This is a genomic window from Ornithinimicrobium ciconiae, from assembly GCF_007197575.1.
Taxonomy (GTDB): Bacteria; Actinomycetota; Actinomycetes; order Actinomycetales; family Dermatophilaceae; genus Ornithinicoccus; species Ornithinicoccus ciconiae.
Genome location: NZ_CP041616.1, coordinates 2,732,747 through 2,750,019, shown reverse-complemented (window position 1 = coordinate 2,750,019; position 17,273 = coordinate 2,732,747). Strand labels below are relative to the sequence as shown.

At 69.5% G+C, this 17,273-nt stretch carries 19 protein-coding genes; 7 read left to right on the top strand and 12 right to left on the bottom strand.

What is annotated here, in order from left to right; translation table 11 throughout:
• Window positions 1–69: 69 nt before the first annotated feature.
• From FNH13_RS12640 to FNH13_RS12620, 5 genes are read right to left on the bottom strand one after another with little or no spacing between them, the layout of a single operon-like run.
• Window positions 70–717 (bottom strand): methylated-DNA--[protein]-cysteine S-methyltransferase, encoded by a 648-nt coding sequence (locus tag FNH13_RS12640; protein ID WP_143783745.1) that lies wholly within the window; start codon window positions 715–717, stop codon window positions 70–72.
• A complete protein-coding gene (locus FNH13_RS12635; RefSeq protein WP_202878775.1) occupies window positions 714–1,199 on the bottom strand; it encodes an RNA polymerase sigma factor in 486 nt (161 codons plus the stop codon). The genes FNH13_RS12640 and FNH13_RS12635 overlap by 4 nt, the downstream gene beginning before the upstream one ends.
• A 55-nt stretch (window positions 1,200–1,254) precedes the next feature.
• A complete protein-coding gene (locus FNH13_RS12630; RefSeq protein ID WP_143783743.1) occupies window positions 1,255–1,674 on the bottom strand; it encodes a type II toxin-antitoxin system VapC family toxin in 420 nt (139 codons plus the stop codon).
• Window positions 1,671–1,934, bottom strand: a complete 264-nt coding sequence (locus FNH13_RS12625) for a type II toxin-antitoxin system Phd/YefM family antitoxin (protein ID WP_143783742.1) — start codon at window positions 1,932–1,934, stop codon at window positions 1,671–1,673. Before FNH13_RS12625 ends, FNH13_RS12630 begins: the two co-directional genes overlap by 4 nt.
• 40 nt (window positions 1,935–1,974) lie before the next feature.
• Window positions 1,975–2,175, bottom strand: coding sequence for a hypothetical protein (locus FNH13_RS12620; protein ID WP_143783741.1), 201 nt, complete (start codon window positions 2,173–2,175; stop codon window positions 1,975–1,977).
• A 37-nt stretch (window positions 2,176–2,212) separates the two neighbouring features.
• Between FNH13_RS12620 and FNH13_RS12615 the strand changes: the two genes are divergently transcribed.
• Together FNH13_RS12615 and FNH13_RS12610 are read left to right on the top strand one after the other, a co-directional pair.
• The gene (locus tag FNH13_RS12615) at window positions 2,213–3,406 is read left to right on the top strand and encodes an MFS transporter (protein ID WP_228266387.1); all 1,194 of its coding nucleotides are present in this window, start codon (window positions 2,213–2,215) and stop codon (window positions 3,404–3,406) included.
• A gap of 6 nt (window positions 3,407–3,412) precedes the next feature.
• Window positions 3,413–3,967 (top strand): hypothetical protein, encoded by a 555-nt coding sequence (locus tag FNH13_RS12610; protein WP_143783739.1) that lies wholly within the window; start codon window positions 3,413–3,415, stop codon window positions 3,965–3,967.
• 23 nt (window positions 3,968–3,990) lie between these two features.
• Here the strand turns inward: FNH13_RS12610 and FNH13_RS12605 are convergent, their stop codons facing one another.
• Window positions 3,991–4,545: a type II toxin-antitoxin system PemK/MazF family toxin gene (locus tag FNH13_RS12605; protein ID WP_143783738.1), complete on the bottom strand. Its 555-nt coding sequence runs from the start codon at window positions 4,543–4,545 to the stop codon at window positions 3,991–3,993.
• Between the two features lie 100 nt (window positions 4,546–4,645).
• Between FNH13_RS12605 and lepA the strand changes: the two genes are divergently transcribed.
• The 4 genes from lepA (at window position 4,646) to FNH13_RS19840 (ending at window position 10,762) form a co-directional block, all read left to right on the top strand.
• Window positions 4,646–6,502, top strand: coding sequence for a translation elongation factor 4 (lepA, locus tag FNH13_RS12600; RefSeq protein ID WP_143783737.1), 1,857 nt, complete (start codon window positions 4,646–4,648; stop codon window positions 6,500–6,502).
• A complete protein-coding gene (gene trmB / locus FNH13_RS12595) occupies window positions 6,499–7,209 on the top strand; it encodes a tRNA (guanosine(46)-N7)-methyltransferase TrmB (protein ID WP_143783736.1) in 711 nt (236 codons plus the stop codon). Before lepA ends, trmB begins: the two co-directional genes overlap by 4 nt.
• A 244-nt stretch (window positions 7,210–7,453) precedes the next feature.
• A complete protein-coding gene (locus FNH13_RS19095; protein WP_165700102.1) occupies window positions 7,454–7,603 on the top strand; it encodes a hypothetical protein in 150 nt (49 codons plus the stop codon).
• 27 nt (window positions 7,604–7,630) lie between these two features.
• Window positions 7,631–10,762, top strand: a complete 3,132-nt coding sequence (locus FNH13_RS19840) for a helix-turn-helix transcriptional regulator (RefSeq protein WP_321169193.1) — start codon at window positions 7,631–7,633, stop codon at window positions 10,760–10,762.
• A 123-nt stretch (window positions 10,763–10,885) separates the two neighbouring features.
• On the opposite strand, the gene FNH13_RS12585 is transcribed toward FNH13_RS19840, so the two are convergent.
• The 6 genes from FNH13_RS12585 to ppk2 form a co-directional block, all read right to left on the bottom strand.
• Window positions 10,886–11,683, bottom strand: coding sequence for an ABC transporter permease (locus tag FNH13_RS12585; RefSeq protein WP_143783734.1), 798 nt, complete (start codon window positions 11,681–11,683; stop codon window positions 10,886–10,888).
• Window positions 11,680–12,765 carry an ABC transporter ATP-binding protein gene (locus tag FNH13_RS12580; protein WP_228266386.1) on the bottom strand — a complete coding sequence of 362 codons (1,086 nt, stop codon included), beginning with the start codon at window positions 12,763–12,765 and terminating at the stop codon, window positions 11,680–11,682. The genes FNH13_RS12585 and FNH13_RS12580 overlap by 4 nt, the downstream gene beginning before the upstream one ends.
• A 2-nt stretch (window positions 12,766–12,767) precedes the next feature.
• A complete protein-coding gene (locus FNH13_RS12575; protein WP_143783733.1) occupies window positions 12,768–13,520 on the bottom strand; it encodes a hypothetical protein in 753 nt (250 codons plus the stop codon).
• The gene (locus FNH13_RS12570) at window positions 13,517–14,404 is read right to left on the bottom strand and encodes an ATP-binding cassette domain-containing protein (RefSeq protein WP_143783732.1); all 888 of its coding nucleotides are present in this window, start codon (window positions 14,402–14,404) and stop codon (window positions 13,517–13,519) included. The genes FNH13_RS12575 and FNH13_RS12570 overlap by 4 nt, the downstream gene beginning before the upstream one ends.
• Window positions 14,401–14,799 carry a GntR family transcriptional regulator gene (locus tag FNH13_RS12565; protein ID WP_143783731.1) on the bottom strand — a complete coding sequence of 133 codons (399 nt, stop codon included), beginning with the start codon at window positions 14,797–14,799 and terminating at the stop codon, window positions 14,401–14,403. Before FNH13_RS12565 ends, FNH13_RS12570 begins: the two co-directional genes overlap by 4 nt.
• A gap of 205 nt (window positions 14,800–15,004) precedes the next feature.
• A complete protein-coding gene (gene ppk2 / locus FNH13_RS12560; RefSeq protein WP_143783730.1) occupies window positions 15,005–15,895 on the bottom strand; it encodes a polyphosphate kinase 2 in 891 nt (296 codons plus the stop codon).
• Between the two features lie 133 nt (window positions 15,896–16,028).
• On the opposite strand from ppk2, the gene hemW reads away from it, so the two are divergent.
• Window positions 16,029–17,261, top strand: a complete 1,233-nt coding sequence (gene hemW, locus FNH13_RS12555) for a radical SAM family heme chaperone HemW (protein ID WP_143783729.1) — start codon at window positions 16,029–16,031, stop codon at window positions 17,259–17,261.
• Window positions 17,262–17,273: the final 12 nt, after the last annotated feature.

The following is a 17,273-nucleotide window of genomic DNA, read 5'->3' as shown; positions in this document are numbered from 1 at the left end:
CCGGGTGTGCAGCATGGGTGTGCCGAGTCATGCGGCGTGCTCCCGGGCGTGCAGCACGGGTGTGCCGAGTCACGCGGCGTGCTCCAGGGCCAGCAGGGTGGTCTTGGCCTCGGGCCCGCCGAGGTAGCCGCCGAGACTCCCGTCGCTGCGCAGCACCCGGTGGCAGGGCACGACGACCGGGAGCGGGTTGGTCGCACAGGCGCTGCCGACCGCCCGCACCGCACGCGGGCTGCCCACCGCGGCCGCGACCTCGCCGTAGGAGGCCGTGTGACCGTAGGCGATCTGCGGCAGGTAGGTGTGCACCTGTCCACGGAAGCCCTGTGAGAGGGCACGGTCCAGGGGCAGGTCGAACGCGGTGCGTGAGCCCGCGAAGTACTCCTCCAGTTGCCGCGCGGCCGCGTCGAGTCGCTGCGGAGTCTGCAGGACGCGGGGGCTCAGGTCACTGGCCAAGGTCTCGAGGACCGCGTCGAGGCCCTCCCGCTCAAAGGCGACCCGCACCAGGCCGCGCTCGGTGGCGGCCAGGAGCAGCGTGCCGACGGGGGAGTCGACCGTGCGGTAGGCGACGTCGACCAGGTTGTCCTGCTCGGCGCGCAGCTCCAGCAGTCGATGCAGCCCGGCCAGGTCGGTCGGGGGAGCCAACCGGTCCAGCAGGCCGGTGTCGAGGGAGGCGTCGTTGTCGTGCCTGTCCTTGCCGTGGGTGTCGGTCGGGGTGTTCATCGTGGTGCTCCTTCCGGGGCGTAGGCGCGGCGCAGGGCGCGGATCCCGTCGGCGGCAGCTCTGCGCACCGCCTCAGGTGTGCCGCCGATCAGCGCCGCCGTCTCGGTGTGGCGCAGGCCGCCGAGGTAGTGGTAGGCGAGCGACAGCCGCTGCCTCTCGGGCAGCGCCGCCACCGCGGCCCACAGGTCAGGGTGTGCGTCGTCGGGGAGACCCGTGCCAGACGACCGCTCAGGGAGTATGTCGGTCGGCACCGGTCGCCGGGCGCCCGCCCGGGCGACGTCAATCGCCTTGCGGTGGGCCACCGTCACCAGCCAGGCCTGCACATTGGTGTCCTCCGCCAGGTCCGGCCAGGCACGCAGCGCCGCCAGGAAGGTCTCGGACCAGGCGTCGTCTGCGTCGGGGCCAGGCCCGAGCACGGCCCGGACGACCCGTAGGACCGTGGGCCCGTGCTCGGTGACGGCCGTCTCAAACGGCTTCTTCACGTTCATCACCAGGTAGACGCGCGGGCGGCGCGAAACGTGAGGTTCTTGCTGTCGCTCACTCTGGCGATCGCGGCTGAGTCGATGGCGCTGGGGCCTCGACGCGGATCCCTGCTCGTCGAGCGGTCCGCGCCAACTCGACGTCATAGGTGAGCATCGTGTCGACGTCAAGGCGAAGAGCTGCGGCGAGGTGGATTGCGTCCGCGCTACGCAGTCCCCATGCAGAAGTCGCCGCCCGGGTCAGGTCGGCACGATCCAGGTCCACGAGCGCAACGACGTCGAGAACGGAGTTGACGGCGTCCTCGCTGATCCCCCCGCGGCGGGCCGCTGCGCAATGCAGTTCCGTGAAGAGCAGCATCGATGACACGATGTCGCGCCCTGCATCCAGAGCCCGATTCAGGTGGTCGGCGATCGACGTCGACTCGACCTCCTCAATGAGGAGTTTGAGGGCTGCCGACGTGTCGAGGTAGCTGATCACCGGTCTCCACGCAGATCTGCGAGGACCTCCGCGGATGACTCGTTCAAGCGGGCGCGTCGGATGGTCGTGAGGTCGACCCGTCGTCGGGGCTCTCGCACTCGTCCGGCCCTGCGTGCCTGTTCTAAGGGGCTGGAGGTCGGAGGACTGATGATGGCAGCCAGCTGACCGTGGTTGGTCACGGCAATTGATTCGCCGGCGCTGACACGCGCCAAGATTTCGCTGCTGTGGTTGCGGAGATCACGGTGTGGGATCGTTTCCATCTCGGCCCTCTCGCTTGACGGTGTAGCAATCGTAGCAGTGTCAGTCTGTGAGACCTTCGGAACTTGGGTGGGCCGCCAGCCAGGACACGAGGTCCGGGTCCTCCGTGGTCAGGCGCTGGACCTCCTCGCCCCCGTCGCACCGGCACATCGAGACCGTGGCGGCCTGGTCGTGTGAGGCGAGCACCCGCCATACGCCCCCGAAGTCCTCCCAGCGCTGCAGTGTCTCCCGGTCCTTGCTCATCTGCCCATGGTGGCAGACAGGTGACAGGATGCGGCGGGTGACGACTCCCGAGTTCCGGCTGCGCGAGGTTGCGCTGAGTGCCTACGGGCCGTCGGTGGTCAGCGCGATCGGGCACGGTGCCGTCCTGCCCATGCTGGCGCTGCGGGCTCGCGAGCTCGGCGCGGACCTGGGGACCGCTGCCTTCGTCGTGGCGCTGCTCGGCATCGGCCAACTCCTCGCCTCGCTGCCCGCCGGTGCGCTGGTGGCCCGCATCGGGGAGCGCTGGGCCCTCGTGGGGGCAGGGCTGCTCGACGCGGTCGCCCTGGTCGGTGCCGGGTTCTCCGGGTCGGTGCTGTGGCTCAGCGTGGCGGTGCTGTGCAGCGGCATGATGTGGACCGTCTTCCTGCTGGCGAGGCAGCAGTTCATGATCGAGGTGGTGCCCGACTACTACCGTGCGCGGGCGCTGTCCATGCTCGGCGGGTCCCACCGGGTCGGACTCTTCATCGGGCCGTTGCTGGGTGCGCTCGCCGTCCACCAGTGGGGGATCCGGGGGGTCTTCTGGCTGGCCGCCGTCACAGCGGTCATCGCGGCCGGCATCGCGCTGGTCATGCCCGACCCGGGTGCGGAGAGTCGGCACGAGCAGGCGGCGAGCGGGCACCTGTCGGTGTGGTCGGTCATGAAGGAGCACCGGCGCGTGCTCGTCGTCCTCGGCAGCGTCGTGGTGGTGATCTCCGCGTCCCGGGCTGTGCGCACCACGCTCCTGCCGCTGTGGGCCGAGCACGTGCACCTGACGCCGGCCGAGACGTCGCTGGTGTTCGGCATCGCGGCGGCGCTGGACATGGTGCTCTTCTATCCGGCCGGGTGGCTGATGGACCACCGGGGACGACAGTTCGTGGCCGTGCCAGTGGTGCTGGCGGTGGCCGTCGGGACACTCCTGCTGCCCCTGGCCGGCGGGATCGTGGGGGTCACGGTCGTGGCGTTGCTCATGGCGTTCGGCAACGGGTTGGGCGCCGGCATCGTGATGACCCTCGGGGCGGATGCGTCTCCCCGGTTGGGTCGAGCCCAGTTCCTGGGCGCGTGGCGGTTTGCCGGGGACGTCGGGGTGACGGGTGGGCCGGTCGGTCTGGCTGCTCTCCTGGCTCTCGCGCCGTTGACGGTGGCGTGCCTGGTGACCGGAGCGATCGGGCTGCTGGGCACGGCCTGGGTGGGATACTGGACGGGCCGGGTGGACCGGTTGCGACGGACGGGGTAGGAGCCGATGGCACATAGACACGGACTGGGCGCCCTGGCCGCCAGTGGGCTGGTCCTGGCACTGGCCGGCTGCGGTGCACCGGCGGACCCAGTCGAGTCGCGTGCTCAGGCTCGGGTGGCGCAGGCCGAGGAGCTGCACAGTTTCTACAGCCGGCTGAGTGACTGCATGAACGACAAGGGTCTAGCGGTGACGGTGAATGCCCAGGGCGACGGGATCCACATCGACACCACCAATTCGTCTGCTGGTGCGGCAGATCTTGAGCTGATCTACGACACGTGCGCCGAGTTCGTGGGCGGGGCACCGCCTCGGCCGGAGCCGCCGAGCACCGAGGAGATCAGGGCGCTCTACGGGCTCTACGCAGAGACCTACGAGTGCCTGGTCGCACATGGTCACCCCGCGGTCGAGCCGCCCTCGCAGGACGTCTACGTCTCGACCTACGAGGCGAGCCTGGCGGGGGTCGGTTCTGCCCCGTGGATGGCCTACGACCTCCAGAATGATGATGCCCTGGAGGCCACGAGGCAGGACTGTCCCGAGCCGACGCTGGCGGACATCGGGGCGTAGTCAGAGTCAGGTCGTCATCAGAGTCAGCGGGCGTGCTGGCGCACGCCTGCGGCGACCTCGTCGAAACGCTGCCGGTCCAGCACGGCGCCGATGCGCCGGACCGACTCCGGGTCGATCCGCAGGATGCGGTCGACCCGAGCCTCGCTGGGGCGGCGCTCGCGGTCCCAGGCCCCAGAGCCGACATCGACCCAGTAGCGGCCCCACCGGGCCTCGTCGGCGGCGTCCTTGTCGTGGTCCTGACTGCTCATCTGCAGGGCGAGCAGCAGGTCGCCATCTCGGCCGATGACCAGGACGGGGCGGTCCTTGCCCTGCGTGTGGTCCTCCTCATAGGGCACCCACGCCCACACGACCTCGCCCGGGTCGGGCAGGTCGTCCTGCACGGGCTCGTAGCTGATCCGCGGTGTGCCCGCGAAGTCGCCGGGGTAGCCCCCCAGGTCTGCTGGCGCTCCGCCCTGCGGTGCTCCGCCTCTCTGTCCTCGGCCGGTCCGTCCGCGGCCGGCGCCACCCCGTTGTGATCCTCGGGTGGCCGTCCGGACGGCCTTGAGGACGGACTCAAGAAGGCGGTGCATCGTCGACATGGGGTCACCCTAGGGGCCGGTGGACGGCAGAGGGACGGGACGGGGCCGTGACCATGGGAGACTAGGGGAACTGTCCCGACGACCCCGAGGTTCTCCCAGCGTGTCACCGATCGCCCACTCCGCGCCGCAGCCCAATGCGACGCCGCCGGAGCTGATCCGCAACTTCTGCATCATCGCGCACATCGACCACGGCAAGTCGACCCTGGCAGACCGCATGCTGCAGGAGACCGGCGTGGTCGAGCAGCGGCAGATGCGGGCGCAATATCTCGACCGGATGGATATCGAGCGCGAGCGCGGGATCACCATCAAGTCCCAGGCGGTGCGACTGCCCTGGGCGGTGGACCACAAGACCCACATCCTCAACATGATCGACACGCCCGGCCACGTCGACTTCACCTATGAGGTGAGTCGTTCGCTGGCCGCGTGCGAGGGCGCGGTCCTGCTGGTCGATGCGGCACAGGGGATCGAGGCGCAGACCCTGGCCAACCTCTACCTGGCCATGGAGAATGACCTGACGATCATCCCGGTGCTCAACAAGATCGACCTGCCCGCCGCCCAGCCGGAGAAGTATGCCGAGGAGCTGGCCGGGCTGATCGGCTGCGAGCCCGAGGATGTCATGCGGGTCTCGGGCAAGACCGGTGTGGGCGTCACCGACCTGCTCGACACGATCGTGCGGGAGCTGCCGGCACCGGTCGGGAACGCCGACGCTCCGGCCCGGGCGATGATCTTCGACTCGGTCTACGACACCTACCGCGGCGTCGTGACCTATGTGCGGGTCGTGGACGGCAACCTCAGCCCACGGGAAAAGATCGCGATGATGTCGACGCGCGCGGCCCACGAGCTGCTTGAGATCGGTGTGAGCTCCCCGGAGCCGGTCCCGTCCAAGGGCCTGGGGGTCGGCGAGGTCGGCTATCTGATCACCGGCGTGAAGGATGTGCGCCAGTCACGGGTCGGTGACACGGTCACCACGGCCCTCAAGCCGGCCACCGCGGCGCTCGGCGGTTACAAGGACCCCAAGCCGATGGTCTTCTCCGGCCTCTATCCGATCGACGGCTCGGACTATCCGGTGCTGCGCGATGCCCTCGACAAGCTCAAGCTCAACGACGCGGCGCTGGTCTACGAGCCGGAGACGTCAGCCGCTCTCGGCTTCGGCTTCCGCGTCGGCTTCCTCGGCATGCTGCACCTTGAGATCGTCCGTGAGCGCCTGGAGCGCGAGCACGACCTGGACCTGATCTCCACCCTGCCCAACGTGGTCTATCAGGTCGGGATGGATGACGGCACCGAGATCGAGGTGACCAACCCCAGCGAGTTCCCCGGGGGCAAGGTCGCCACGATCACCGAGCCGGTGGTGCGCGCCACGATCCTGGCTCCCAGTGAGTTCATCGGCAGCATCATGGAGCTGTGCCAGTCACGCCGCGGCACCCTGCGTGGGATGGACTACCTGTCCCCGGAGCGGGTCGAGATGCGCTACACCCTCCCGCTGGCCGAGATCGTCTTCGACTTCTTCGACGCCCTGAAGTCCCGCACCAAGGGCTATGCCTCCCTGGACTACGAGCCCGACGGGGAGCAGGAGGCCGACCTGGTCAAGGTCGACATCCTGCTGCAGGGCGATGCCGTCGACGCGTTCAGTTCGATCGTGCACCGCGACAAGTCCTATGCCTATGGCGTGATGATGGCCGGCAAGCTCAAGGAACTCATCCCGCGCCAGCAGTTCGAGGTGCCGATCCAGGCCGCCATCGGTGCCCGGATCATCGCCCGGGAAAACATCCGCGCGATCCGCAAGGACGTGCTCGCCAAGTGCTATGGCGGTGACATCAGCCGCAAGCGCAAGCTGCTGGAGAAGCAGAAGGAAGGCAAGAAGCGGATGAAGATGGTCGGCTCGGTGGAGGTGCCCCAGGAGGCCTTCATTGCAGCGCTGTCGCAGGACGGCGGGGCGGCCGAGAAGGCCAAGAAGTGAGCTCTGTCGACCACCCCTATCGCACCCGGATCCGCTCGTTCACCCGCCGTGGTGGTCGGATGCCCCCACGGCACCAGGTGGCCTATGACGCGCTGGCCCCGACCTACGTGATCGACGTCCCCCGGGACGGTGGCTCGACAACGGTCGACCCGGCATACTCCCTGGACGTCGCGGACGTCTTTGGGCGGCAGGCGCCGCTGATCGTGGAGGTTGGCCCCGGCTCCGGTGACGCCCTGATTGCGGGGGCAAAGGCTTTGCCGGACACCGACTTTTTGGCTCTTGAGGTGTGGCAACCGGGGATCGGTCAGTGTCTGTCCCGGTTGGTCGAGGACCCGCTGCCCAACCTCCGTTTCGTCGAGGCCGACGCCGAGGTCGCGCTGGCCACGATGCTGCCCGCTGGGTCGGTCGCCGAGGTCTGGACCTATTTTCCTGACCCGTGGCCCAAGCGACGGCAGCAGCACCGCAGGATCGTGCGCCCCGAGTTCGCCGACACAGTGTGCCGGGTGCTCGCCCCGGGCGGGATGTGGCGGCTGGCGACCGACATCGAGGGGTATGCCGCTCATATGCGGGCGTTGCTCGACCATCACGACAGTCTGGAGTTCGTCTCGACCGATCGGGCGCCGCTGCGACCGGTCACCCGGTTTGAGCGCCGGGGCGTCGCGGTGGGCAGGGACATCGCGGACCTGAACTACCGGCGCCGAGCCTGACCGTCCCGCGCCTGATCGCGCTGGTCCGACAGCCTCGGTCCGGCCTGCTCGAGCGTGAGCCCCTGCGTCGGTCCCCGCGACCGGCGGAGCCGTCTGAGGTAGCCCCGACCTGCGCCGACGTGCCATCTGAGGTAGAAGCGCCGGGCGGGTTAGGGAGTTCCCCCGATGTGCGGGTCTACCTCAGCAGCCGACTCTGGATATACCGGGTTCATCCGGACCCGAACTCACAGAATCGGAGCACGAGATGTTTTCTGTTACTCCCCAGTCCCTGACCAACGAGGCGGACTACCGCCGCGAGGAGCTGCGCCGCTCCTGGGGCACCTCAACCCGGCGCCATCACAAGGCGGTCAAGCCCGCGACCCCGGGCTCTGGGCGCGTCGCCCTTGCGCGCTGACCCCCGGGGCCAGCGATGATGGAGTGCGTGGCCACATCCCAGACCAAGACCCCGCTCGTTGGGCGGGCTCGCGAGATAGATCACCTGACGGCAGCAGCCGGCATCGGGACCGACCCGGTGTCGGCTGCTGTGGTGTTGGGAGGCGACGCGGGCGTCGGCAAGACCCGCCTGCTCTCTGAGTTGGGGCAGCGGGCCACTGACGCGGGCTGGACCGTCCTGGTCGGGCACTGTCTCGACTTCGGCGACAGCGGCCTGCCCTACCTGCCGTTCAGCGAGATCTTTGGTCGGTTGGCCACGGCCGTCCCGGAGCGCGCCAGTGCGCTGGCCGACGCTCGCCCCGCGATCACTCGGCTGCAGCCAGGGCGTCGGTTGCGCAGCGGGAGTATGCCGGGGGGCCAGACAGCAGGCGTGGGAGCGGACGGTGCGGGGACCGGTGGGGACGCTGGCGCCACAGGAGTCGAGGGCCGTGGGGGCGGGGGGAGCAGTCGAGCCTGGGGGTTCGGGGGCCCGGGCGGCGATGACGGCATGGCGCGGGGCGAGCTCTTTGAGGCCGTGCACGGTGCGCTGCAGGACCTGGGGGAGCAGGGGCCGCTGCTGGTGGTGATCGAGGATGCTCACTGGGCCGACCGATCGACCCGCGACATGATCTCCTTCTTGTTCGGGCGCGGGTTCGGCACGCCGGTCAGCCTGGTCGTCTCCTTCCGCAGCGATGACTTGCACCGGCGCCACCCGCTGCGAGGGGTGGTGACCGAGTGGGGCCGGATCCCCGGGGTGGACCGGCTGCACCTGGGGGCACTGCAGGACGCGGACGTGCGCCGCCTCGTGCACACCCTCCACGACGCCCAGGCTCCCGGGACCGAGCTGGACGAGACCCGGGTCCACGAGATCGTGCGCCGGGCCGAGGGCAACGCCTTCTTTGCCGAGGAACTTCTCGAGGCCAGCGAGCTCGGCCGCGACGCGCTGCCGGCCGACCTGGCTGACCTGCTCCTGCTGCGTCTGGACCGGTTGGACGAGTCTGCTCAGGCCATGGTCCGCACGGCCTCGGCCGCGGGGCGCCGGGTGAGTCATGAGCTGCTCGCCGCCGTCGTGGACCTGACGGACGCCGAGCTCGACGCAGCGCTGCGCACGGCGGTGGAGACCAACGTCCTGGTGCCCGACGGGGGGTCCTACGCCTTCCGTCACGCACTGCTGGCCGAGGCGGTCTATGACGACCTGCTGCCCGGTGAGCGCACCCGCCTGCACCGCGCCTATGTGCGGGCCATCTCCGGCGGAGCCCGCGGCGCCTCCGCCGAGCTGGCTCGGCACGCCCGGGCGGCCCACGACCTGACGACGGCCGTCACCGCGAGCGTGGAGGCCGGGGACGATGCGATGCAGGTCGGTGGGCCTGACGAGGCCGCCGAGCACTACCAGTTGGCACTGCAGCTGCTGGAGGACCCCGCGGTCGCGACCGGGACGGAGGTCAACCGGATCCGGCTGACGCTGGGGGCGGGTGAGGCCCTCATCGATGCTGGTCACGCGGGACGGGCCTTCGCCCTGCTCCGGTCCGCCCTCGACGCTCCGCAGGCGCCTGCGGCAGGCGATGACCGGGCCCGGCTCCTCCTCGGGCAGGCACGAGCCGGACTGCTCAGCGAGACCGAGCCGGGCATCTCGCTGGCGGCCACGACAGAGGCGCTGAGCCTGATCTCGCCGGACTCGCCACGGCTGCGGGCCACCGCCCTGGCGGTGCACGCGCGTGCCCACATCGACGTCGACCGCTTCCAGGACGCGGTCCGGGTTGCCCAGGGGGCACTGGACCTGGCCGACCAGCTCGACCTGCCGGGCACCGCCGTGGACGCCTCGACCACCCTGGCCAGACTGCAGGAGTTCCTCGGCGACCCGGAGGCCTCGGTGGAGGCGCTGACCGACGTGGTCGCCCGAGCCAGGGAGCGGGGAGAGCCGGCGGCCCTGGTGCGGGGACTCCACCAGCTCGGTGGCGCCCTGATGGAGCTCGGTGAGCTCGAACGCGCGCGGCAGGCCTACTCCGACAGTGCCGATCTGGCACGCTCGACAGGACGGGTCTGGGCACCCTATGGCTTCGATGCCCGGCTGCTGTCCGGCATCACGGCCTACATGGTGGGGGACTGGGTCGCCGCCGAGTCCGTGGCCGACTCTGCGGACCCGCATCCACCGCCGGCGCCAGGGGCGCTGCTGGAGTCACTCCGGCTGATCGTTGCTGCCGGCCGCGGTGATCCCGCAGCCGAGAGCCTCGTGGACCGGTCCCGCGGGACGTGGTCCGAGGATGGCTGGAACGCGATCCTCGCCGGGGGAGCTGCCATCGACGTCTACGGTGACGACGGGCGGCTGGACCGCGCCGAACAGACCTATGACGAGGTCATCGCCGTGGTCTCCAGGGTCTGGGCGGTGCCCTGGTTCTTTGGGCAGGTGCGGCTGGCGGGTCTGCTGCTCGGGCAGATGGCGCAGAATATCGCCTCCGTGCCGCACGCCGACCGCGCCGACCTGGTGCAGCGGGCGATCGCGATCAGCGACATCGGGGAGCAGACGTTGGAGGCGCGGGCCCAGACGAGCCGCCCGATGGGACCGGAGGGTCGGGCCTGGAGTCTGCGCGTGGCTGCCGAGCTGCTGCGGGTCAAGTGGCTGACCGGTATCGACCCGGCAGGCGAGGCAGAGCTGCGCACGGCGTGGGAGCAGACCGTGGAGGCGTTCGCCTCGTTGGGGCACCCCTTCGAGGAGGCCCGCTCCCGGAGTCGACTCGCCGCGGTGCTGCGAGCACAGGGAGACACCGCCGGGGCGCGGGAGCAGACCGTGCTCGCGCGTGAGACAGCCACCCGGCTCGGGGCGCTGCCGCTGCTGGCTGAGCTGGCGCTCGTGGACCCCAGTGCCGGGAGCACCCGCGTTGGGGGCCGATCGTCTGAGGCCGGCGCCGCTGGAAACGGCGCGGGCCGCAGCGCCGAGTCCGGTCCCGCTGCTCCAGAGCTCACCCCGCGCGAGCGGGAGGTCCTGGTCCTGGTGGCCCAGGGCCGCACCAATGGCCAGATCGGCAAGCAGCTGTTCATCGCGACCAAGACGGTGAGCGTTCACGTGTCCAACATCCTGGCGAAGCTGGGTGCGGCCGGCCGGACCGAGGCCGCAGCGCTGGCCCGCGACCGGGGCCTGCTCTAGCCGCCACCCCGCACCCGGCGTGAAGCACCCACGCAACTGCATGGATCCTTCACGTCGGGTGGGGCCCGTCGGGTGAGTGATCGGTGCAACTGCATGGATCCTTCACGTGCGGACCCGCCCGGCTCAGACCTCCCAGCGGAAGGTGCGGGCCGCGATCACGAACATGCCCACCGTCCAGGCGGCCATGACGACCAGCTGGACCCACGGCATACCCGTGCCGAACCAGGCCTCGTTCATCGCCTGGGACGCGGCGCCCACCGGGCTGTAGGTCGCGACGCGCTCGACAGCGTCGGGCATCATCGGGCCGGGGGTCCACATGCCGGCGAGGAAGAGCATCGGGAAGTAGATGAGCGTGCCGATACTCGAGGCCGTGGCGCCCTTGGGTGCGAGGCCGCCGATGACCACGCCGATGCTGAAGCAGGCGGCGGTGGCCAGCACAAAGGTGACCAGTGCCAGGACCGGATTGCCCGGCAGCGGAATGTCGAAGGCCAACACGGCCACCGCCAGCGCCAGGGCGGCACCGACGACGACGCCGGCCAGTTGCACCGCGCCCTGCGCCGCCAGCACACCCTGTGGGCGCATGGGTGTCGTGGACATGCGGCGCAGCACCCCGGTCTCGCGATAGCTGGCGAGATAGGACGGGACCGTGATCAGGCCAGCGGTGGCTGCCGCGATGCAGAGACTCAGCGGGGCGAACAGGTCGATCGCGCGCAGTCCCAGCCACGGCTCGGGCGCCTCGGTGATGGTGTCGCGGATGCCGGGATAGGCCAGGCCCAGCCCGACGAGCAGGACGGTCGGAAAGGCGACGGTGAAGAAGACGCTGCCGGGGTCGCGCAGGAACAGTCGCAGCTCGGTGGCGATCAGGGTGGACAGGCCGCGGGTGCCGGTGTGGCTGCGCGGGGTGAGGGTCGCGGTGCTCATGATGAGACTTTCTCGGACGGATGGCCCACGAGGGCGACGAAGGCGTCCTCCAGGCTCGGGGTGATGGTCTGCACCTCGGCGGGCACGATGCCGCGCGAGTGCAGCGCGATGATGACGTCGGGCAGCACGGTCGCCCCTCCAGTGACCTCCAGCTGGGTCCCGGAGTCCGTCTGCCGCTGACCCGCGGACACTGTCGTGGTGGCGTCGGCGCTGGTCAGGTGGGTGACGCTTGGCAGGGCGCGCAGCATCGCGACGTCCTTCAGGGGCTCCTGCAGCGTCAGCCGGAAGGTGACTCCGGTGCGGCCCTGGCGAGCCAGCCCGCTGGGTGTGCCCTGGGCGATGACCCGGCCGTCGTCGATGACGATCACCCGGTCGCACAGGCGCTGGGCCTCGTCCATGAAGTGCGTGACGAGCAGGATCGTGACCCCGCTGTCACGCACGGCCTCAATCAGGTCCCAGGTCTCTCGGCGGGCCTGCGGGTCCAGCCCGGTCGTCAGCTCGTCAAGGATCGCGATCTGCGGGTTGCCCACCAGGGCCAGGGCGATCGAGAGGCGCTGCTTCTGCCCACCGGACAGGTTCTCGTATGCCGTGTCCCGCGTGTCCTGCAGGCCCAACAGGGTGATCAGCTCCTCGGGGTCTTTCGGCGCCGTGTAGAACGAGGCATAGAGGCGCAGTGCCTCCCTGACCCGCAGCTTGGCGGGCAGTCGGGACTCCTGGAGCTGGACCCCGAGGACCTCGCGGACCGGGGCCGGATCTGACTGCGGGTCCAGGCCGAGGACCGACACCGAGCCCGCGTCGGCGGTGCGCAGCCCCGCCAGGGCCTCCACGGTGGTGGTCTTGCCGGCGCCGTTCTGGCCGAGGATGCCCAGGATCTCGCCGCGGCCAACCTCGAACGAGACGTCCGCGACGGCGACCTTGTCGCCATAGGTCTTGCGCAGTCCGCTGACCCGGACCACCGGTTCGGTGGCAGGGGAGGAGGTGGCAGGGGAGGAGGTGGTGGCGGGCTGCAGGCTGGCAGGTGAGGAGGTGGCGGGTGAGGAGGTGGCGGGCCTCGGCATACGGGTGGGGGGAGTGGTGCTCACGATCAGTCCTTGCTGTCGATGGGGACGTCGCGGACCAGGAGGTGGAACGCTCCGGCAGCGACGATGAGGGTGACGAGGGCCACGACCGTGCCCCAGGGGGCGATGTCGGCCGTCCAGCTCCACGGGCTCCACTGCACGCCCTTGCCGAGCCCCAACAGTCCGACGGCACCGAGCGGGAGCAGGCAGAGCGGGAGCGCGAGGGTGCCGATCCATCCGCCGAGGCGGTAGTAGGTGACCCCGATCAGGGATCCGCTGAGCAGGCCGGCCACGAAGAGCAATGCCAGACCCAGCGCATAGACCAGGACGCCACCGTCGAAGATCGGGATGCCCGAGCCGTCGTTGCCGCCGTGCACCCAGCCGAGGGCGTCATAGATCTCGCGCTCGACCAGCAGAGCAGTGGTGGCGATGGTGGCGTTGAGGACCCCGACGATGACATTGACCGCCAGGGCGGCCTTGGTGAAGGAGCGCCGGGTCATCCCGTTGGCCACGTGGATCGGCAGGTAGGTGACCGAGAGGATGATGGCGATGCTGAACGGGAACCACAGGGCACCGTGGTGGGTGAACGCCACCCCGGAAGCAGTCACCTGGTCAACGTTCTGGCCGACCACGAACATGATGATCGCCACGGCCGGCAGCGCGATGGCCCAGAACCAGAGCGTGAGCATGTAGACGTAGCCCGAAAGCAGGTAAGTGAGTGCGCTCAGCCACTGCGGAGTGCTCCGGCTGGTGCTGCGGGCGGCGGTGATGCTGGTCATGACCCCTCCTGGGTCTGCATGTCGGTCAGGTGGATGAACAGGTCCTGCAGCGGGACAGCGCCGACCTGCAGCCCGGCCTGCTCAGCAGCGGAGAGGGCCCCCTCGTCCAGGTCGCCGAAGACGGTGACCTGTCGCGTCGGGCCCAGGTTCCTGGTGCCGACGACCTGCAGGCCGCTCAGGTGCTGGTTCACCGTGCTTGCCGGACCGGTGAGAGTGGCTCCGCGAGAGTGCAGCTCGTCGGCCTCGCCGGTGAGCAGCAGCCGCCCCTCGTGCAGGATCGTCACCGTCTCGAGCATGTGCTCGATCTCGCTGATCAGGTGGCTGGAGAGCACGATTGTGCGGGGGTGCTCCGCGAAGTCCTTGAGCAACTCGTCGTAGAACCGCTGCCGGGACGGCGCGTCCATCCCCAGGTGCACCTCGTCGAACATGGTCAGGGGCGCGCGGGTGGCCAGCCCGACGATGGCGCCGAAGGCCGAGGCCTGGCCCCGGGAGAGCGCCTGCGGCTTCTTCTTCGGCGGGAGCCGGAAGGCCTCCATCAGCGACTCGGCATACGGTCGGTCGAAGTGCGGGCGGGCACCGGACAGGAAGGTCAGGTTGGTGGTGAGTTTCTCGTCGGTGAGCAGGTCGCCGCTCTCCCGGATGAGGCAGACGTTCTCCATCACGGACTCGTTCTCGAAGGGGTCCTGCCCATTGATCCGGACCGTCCCCTTTGTGGCGTGACGCAACGACGCGAGGACGGACATAAGGGTCGTCTTGCCCGCGCCGTTGCGACCCAGCAGACCGTGGATCCGATCCTGGGTCAGGTCCAGCGAGATGCCGGCCAGAGCTGGGGTCTTGTCATAGTTCAGGCTGAGTTGCTCGGCATGGACTGCATAGCCGGTCATCGCCCCTCCTCCGTGATGCGGTCGGTCGTCGAAATGGTGTCGTCGGTGTGGGTTGTCAGGTATGCCGTGAGGTCCGCGGTGCTGAGCCCGAGGAGTCGCGCCTCGCGGATCACCGGGTCGAGGCGCTCGCTGAAGAACGCCTTGCGCCGCTCCGCCCGGAGCCGGTCCGGGGCGCCGGGGGAGACGAACATGCCGACGCCCCGCCTCTTGTAGAGAACCTCCTCGTCCACCAGTTGCGCAAACGCTTTTGCGGCGGTGGCCGGGTTGATGCGGTATGTCGTGGCGTACTGCGTGGTCGACATGACCTGGTCATCCTCCTTGAGGGCGCCGGAGAGGATCTCGCCACGGATCGCCTCGGCGATCTGGTGGTAGATCGGCTCCCTGCCGTCAAACATGTGGGCTCCTCACTGGTTCATTACTCGACTAGTGAACCATAGAAGCAATGAGGGCTGCAAACTGTTTTAGGCGGAGCGGCTGGAGGCGAAGAGGCCGCGGGGCGTGCGGGTGCGAAGAGGCCGTGGGGCGGGGGGCGAAGGGCCGCGGGGCGTGCGGGGGCGAAGAGGCCGCGGGGCGCGGGGGTGCGGCCGACCCGCGCCGGGCTCAGTCTCCGATCGCGAAGCGCGCGCGCTTGACCAGCAACGGGTCGGGCGGGAGGACGACGCTGTCGTCCTTGCCCTCATAGTCGAACTGTCCGAGGAAGGCCCGCATCGCGTTGAGTCGGGAGCGCTTCTTGTCGTTACTCTTGATGGTGGTCCACGGCGCGTGATCGGAGTCGGTGCGCCGGAACATTTCTTCCTTGGCCTCGGTGTAGGCCTCCCACTTGTCGAGGGACTCCAGGTCCATCGGCGAGAGCTTCCAGCGACGCACCGGGTCGAGTTGGCGGATGGCGAAGCGGGTGCGCTGCTCGGACTGAGTCACGGAGAACCAGAACTTGGTCAGGTCGGTCCCGCTGTCGGTGATCATCTCCTCGAACGCCGGAGCCTGCTTCATGAAGAGCTCGTACTCCTGGCCCGTGCAGAAGTCCATGACCCGCTCCACCCCTGCGCGGTTGTACCAGGAGCGGTCGAACAGAACGATCTCCCCAGCAGTGGGCAGGTGCTTGACATAGCGCTGGAAGTACCACTGGCCCAGCTCCTTCTCGCTGGGTTTGCTGAGCGCGACCACGCGCGCCCCGCGCGGGTTCAGGTGCTCGATGAAGCGCTTGATGGAGCCACCCTTGCCAGCCGCGTCCCGCCCCTCAAAGATGATGACGGCCCGCCGACCGGTGTCCTTGAGCCAGTACTGGAACTTGAGCAGCTCCACCTGCAGCAGCCACTTCTCGACCTCGTAGTAGCTGCGGGAGAGTCGGGTGTCGTAGGGGTAGTCCTCACGCCAGGTGTCGACCGCGCGCCCGTCCGGGGTGATCAGGTCGGGGTCGGAGCCGTGATCGTCGCGCACCGTGTAGCCCTCGGCGCGAAGCTTGTCGATGTATTCCCGCAGCTGCTGTTGCACCGTCGCAGACTAGGGGATTTGGGTGAACGGTGGGCGAACACGTTTGTCGACTCACCGCCGGTGACCTCCCTGCCGGATCCGACTGGGGCTGGTCGATGTCGTCGCGGGGCGGTCGGACTGAGACACTGGGGGTATGCCGTCAGTCCTGCCCGTGGGCGACCCCGTGCCCGCGGATGGTCGGCTGCCACAGGATGCAACGGCCGCACTGGGAGAACTGCCGTTCGGTATCTACGTGCACGTCCCGTTCTGTCGCGTCCGGTGCGGATACTGCGACTTCAACACCTACACCGTCCCCGAGCTGGGCGGGCACGGCGCGACCATCGACACCTATGCGGAGGCGGCGCTGGCCGAGCTGGAGCTGGCCCAGCGCGTCCTTGCTGACGCCGACCAGGAGGTGCCGTCCGTGCAGACCGTCTTCGTCGGCGGCGGCACCCCGACGATGCTCCCGCCGCACGACCTGGTGAAGGTGCTGGACGGCATACGGCACCGGTGGGGGCTGGCACCCGGGGCCGAGGTGACGACCGAGGCCAACCCGGACACGATCACCCCCGAGGTGGCGGAGACGCTGGCTGCGGGCGGCTTCACCCGGGTGAGCCTGGGGATGCAGTCGTCGGTGCCGCACGTGCTGGCGACGCTGGAGCGGACCCATGACCCGGCCAATGTCGACACGGCCGTCGCGGCGGTGCGTGCAGCGGGGATGCAGGTCAGCCTGGACCTCATCTATGGCACGCCCGGAGAGTCGCTGCAGGACTGGCGGACCAGCCTGGAGACCGTGATCGGACTCGAGCCGGATCACGTGTCGGCCTACGCGCTGGTCGTCGAGGAGGGCACCAAGCTGGCCGCCCAGGTGCGTCGGGGGCAGGTCACGATGCCCGATGACGACGACGAGGCTGACAAGTACGAGATGGCCGAGGAGATCCTGTCCGGTGCTGGCTATGGCTGGTATGAGATCAGCAACTGGGCTCGGGCAGAACAGAACCGGTGCCTGCACAACGTCAACTACTGGCGGGGCGCGAACTGGTGGGGGATCGGCCCCGGTGCGCACAGCCATGTCGGCGGGGTGCGCTGGTGGAACGTCAAACACCCTGCGCCGTATGCCGATCGCCTCGCCTCGGGTGTCTCCCCGGGAGCAGGGCGCGAGGTGCTCACGGGCACCCAGCGTCACGACGAGGAGGTGCTGCTCGGCATCCGGTTGGTGGAGGGGCTGGACCTGACGCTGGTTGAGGGAGCTGGACGCGCGGCAGTTGCCGGGCTGATCGCCGATGGGCTGATCGACGGTCGGGGTGCACTGCGGGGCAGGGCGGTGCTCACCGTCCGGGGCAGGCTGCTGGCCGACACCGTCGTGCACCGCCTGCTCACCACCTAACCCCTTTTCGTA

What these genes read in the sequence shown, in the direction of transcription:
- FNH13_RS12625 (WP_143783742.1), bottom strand. Translation starts at nt 1,934, where the DNA reads ATGGAAACGATCCCACACCGTGATCTCCGCAACCACAGCAGCGAAATC.
- FNH13_RS12640 (WP_143783745.1), bottom strand. Translation starts at nt 717, where the DNA reads ATGAACACCCCGACCGACACCCACGGCAAGGACAGGCACGACAACGAC.
- FNH13_RS12570 (WP_143783732.1), bottom strand. Translation starts at nt 14,404, where the DNA reads ATGACCGGCTATGCAGTCCATGCCGAGCAACTCAGCCTGAACTATGAC.
- hemW (WP_143783729.1), top strand. Translation starts at nt 16,029, where the DNA reads ATGCCGTCAGTCCTGCCCGTGGGCGACCCCGTGCCCGCGGATGGTCGG.
- FNH13_RS12575 (WP_143783733.1), bottom strand. Translation starts at nt 13,520, where the DNA reads ATGACCAGCATCACCGCCGCCCGCAGCACCAGCCGGAGCACTCCGCAG.
- FNH13_RS12605 (WP_143783738.1), bottom strand. Translation starts at nt 4,545, where the DNA reads ATGTCGACGATGCACCGCCTTCTTGAGTCCGTCCTCAAGGCCGTCCGG.
- FNH13_RS12585 (WP_143783734.1), bottom strand. Translation starts at nt 11,683, where the DNA reads ATGAGCACCGCGACCCTCACCCCGCGCAGCCACACCGGCACCCGCGGC.
- FNH13_RS12620 (WP_143783741.1), bottom strand. Translation starts at nt 2,175, where the DNA reads ATGAGCAAGGACCGGGAGACACTGCAGCGCTGGGAGGACTTCGGGGGC.
- FNH13_RS12565 (WP_143783731.1), bottom strand. Translation starts at nt 14,799, where the DNA reads ATGTTTGACGGCAGGGAGCCGATCTACCACCAGATCGCCGAGGCGATC.
- FNH13_RS19095 (WP_165700102.1), top strand. Translation starts at nt 7,454, where the DNA reads ATGTTTTCTGTTACTCCCCAGTCCCTGACCAACGAGGCGGACTACCGC.
- FNH13_RS12610 (WP_143783739.1), top strand. Translation starts at nt 3,413, where the DNA reads ATGGCACATAGACACGGACTGGGCGCCCTGGCCGCCAGTGGGCTGGTC.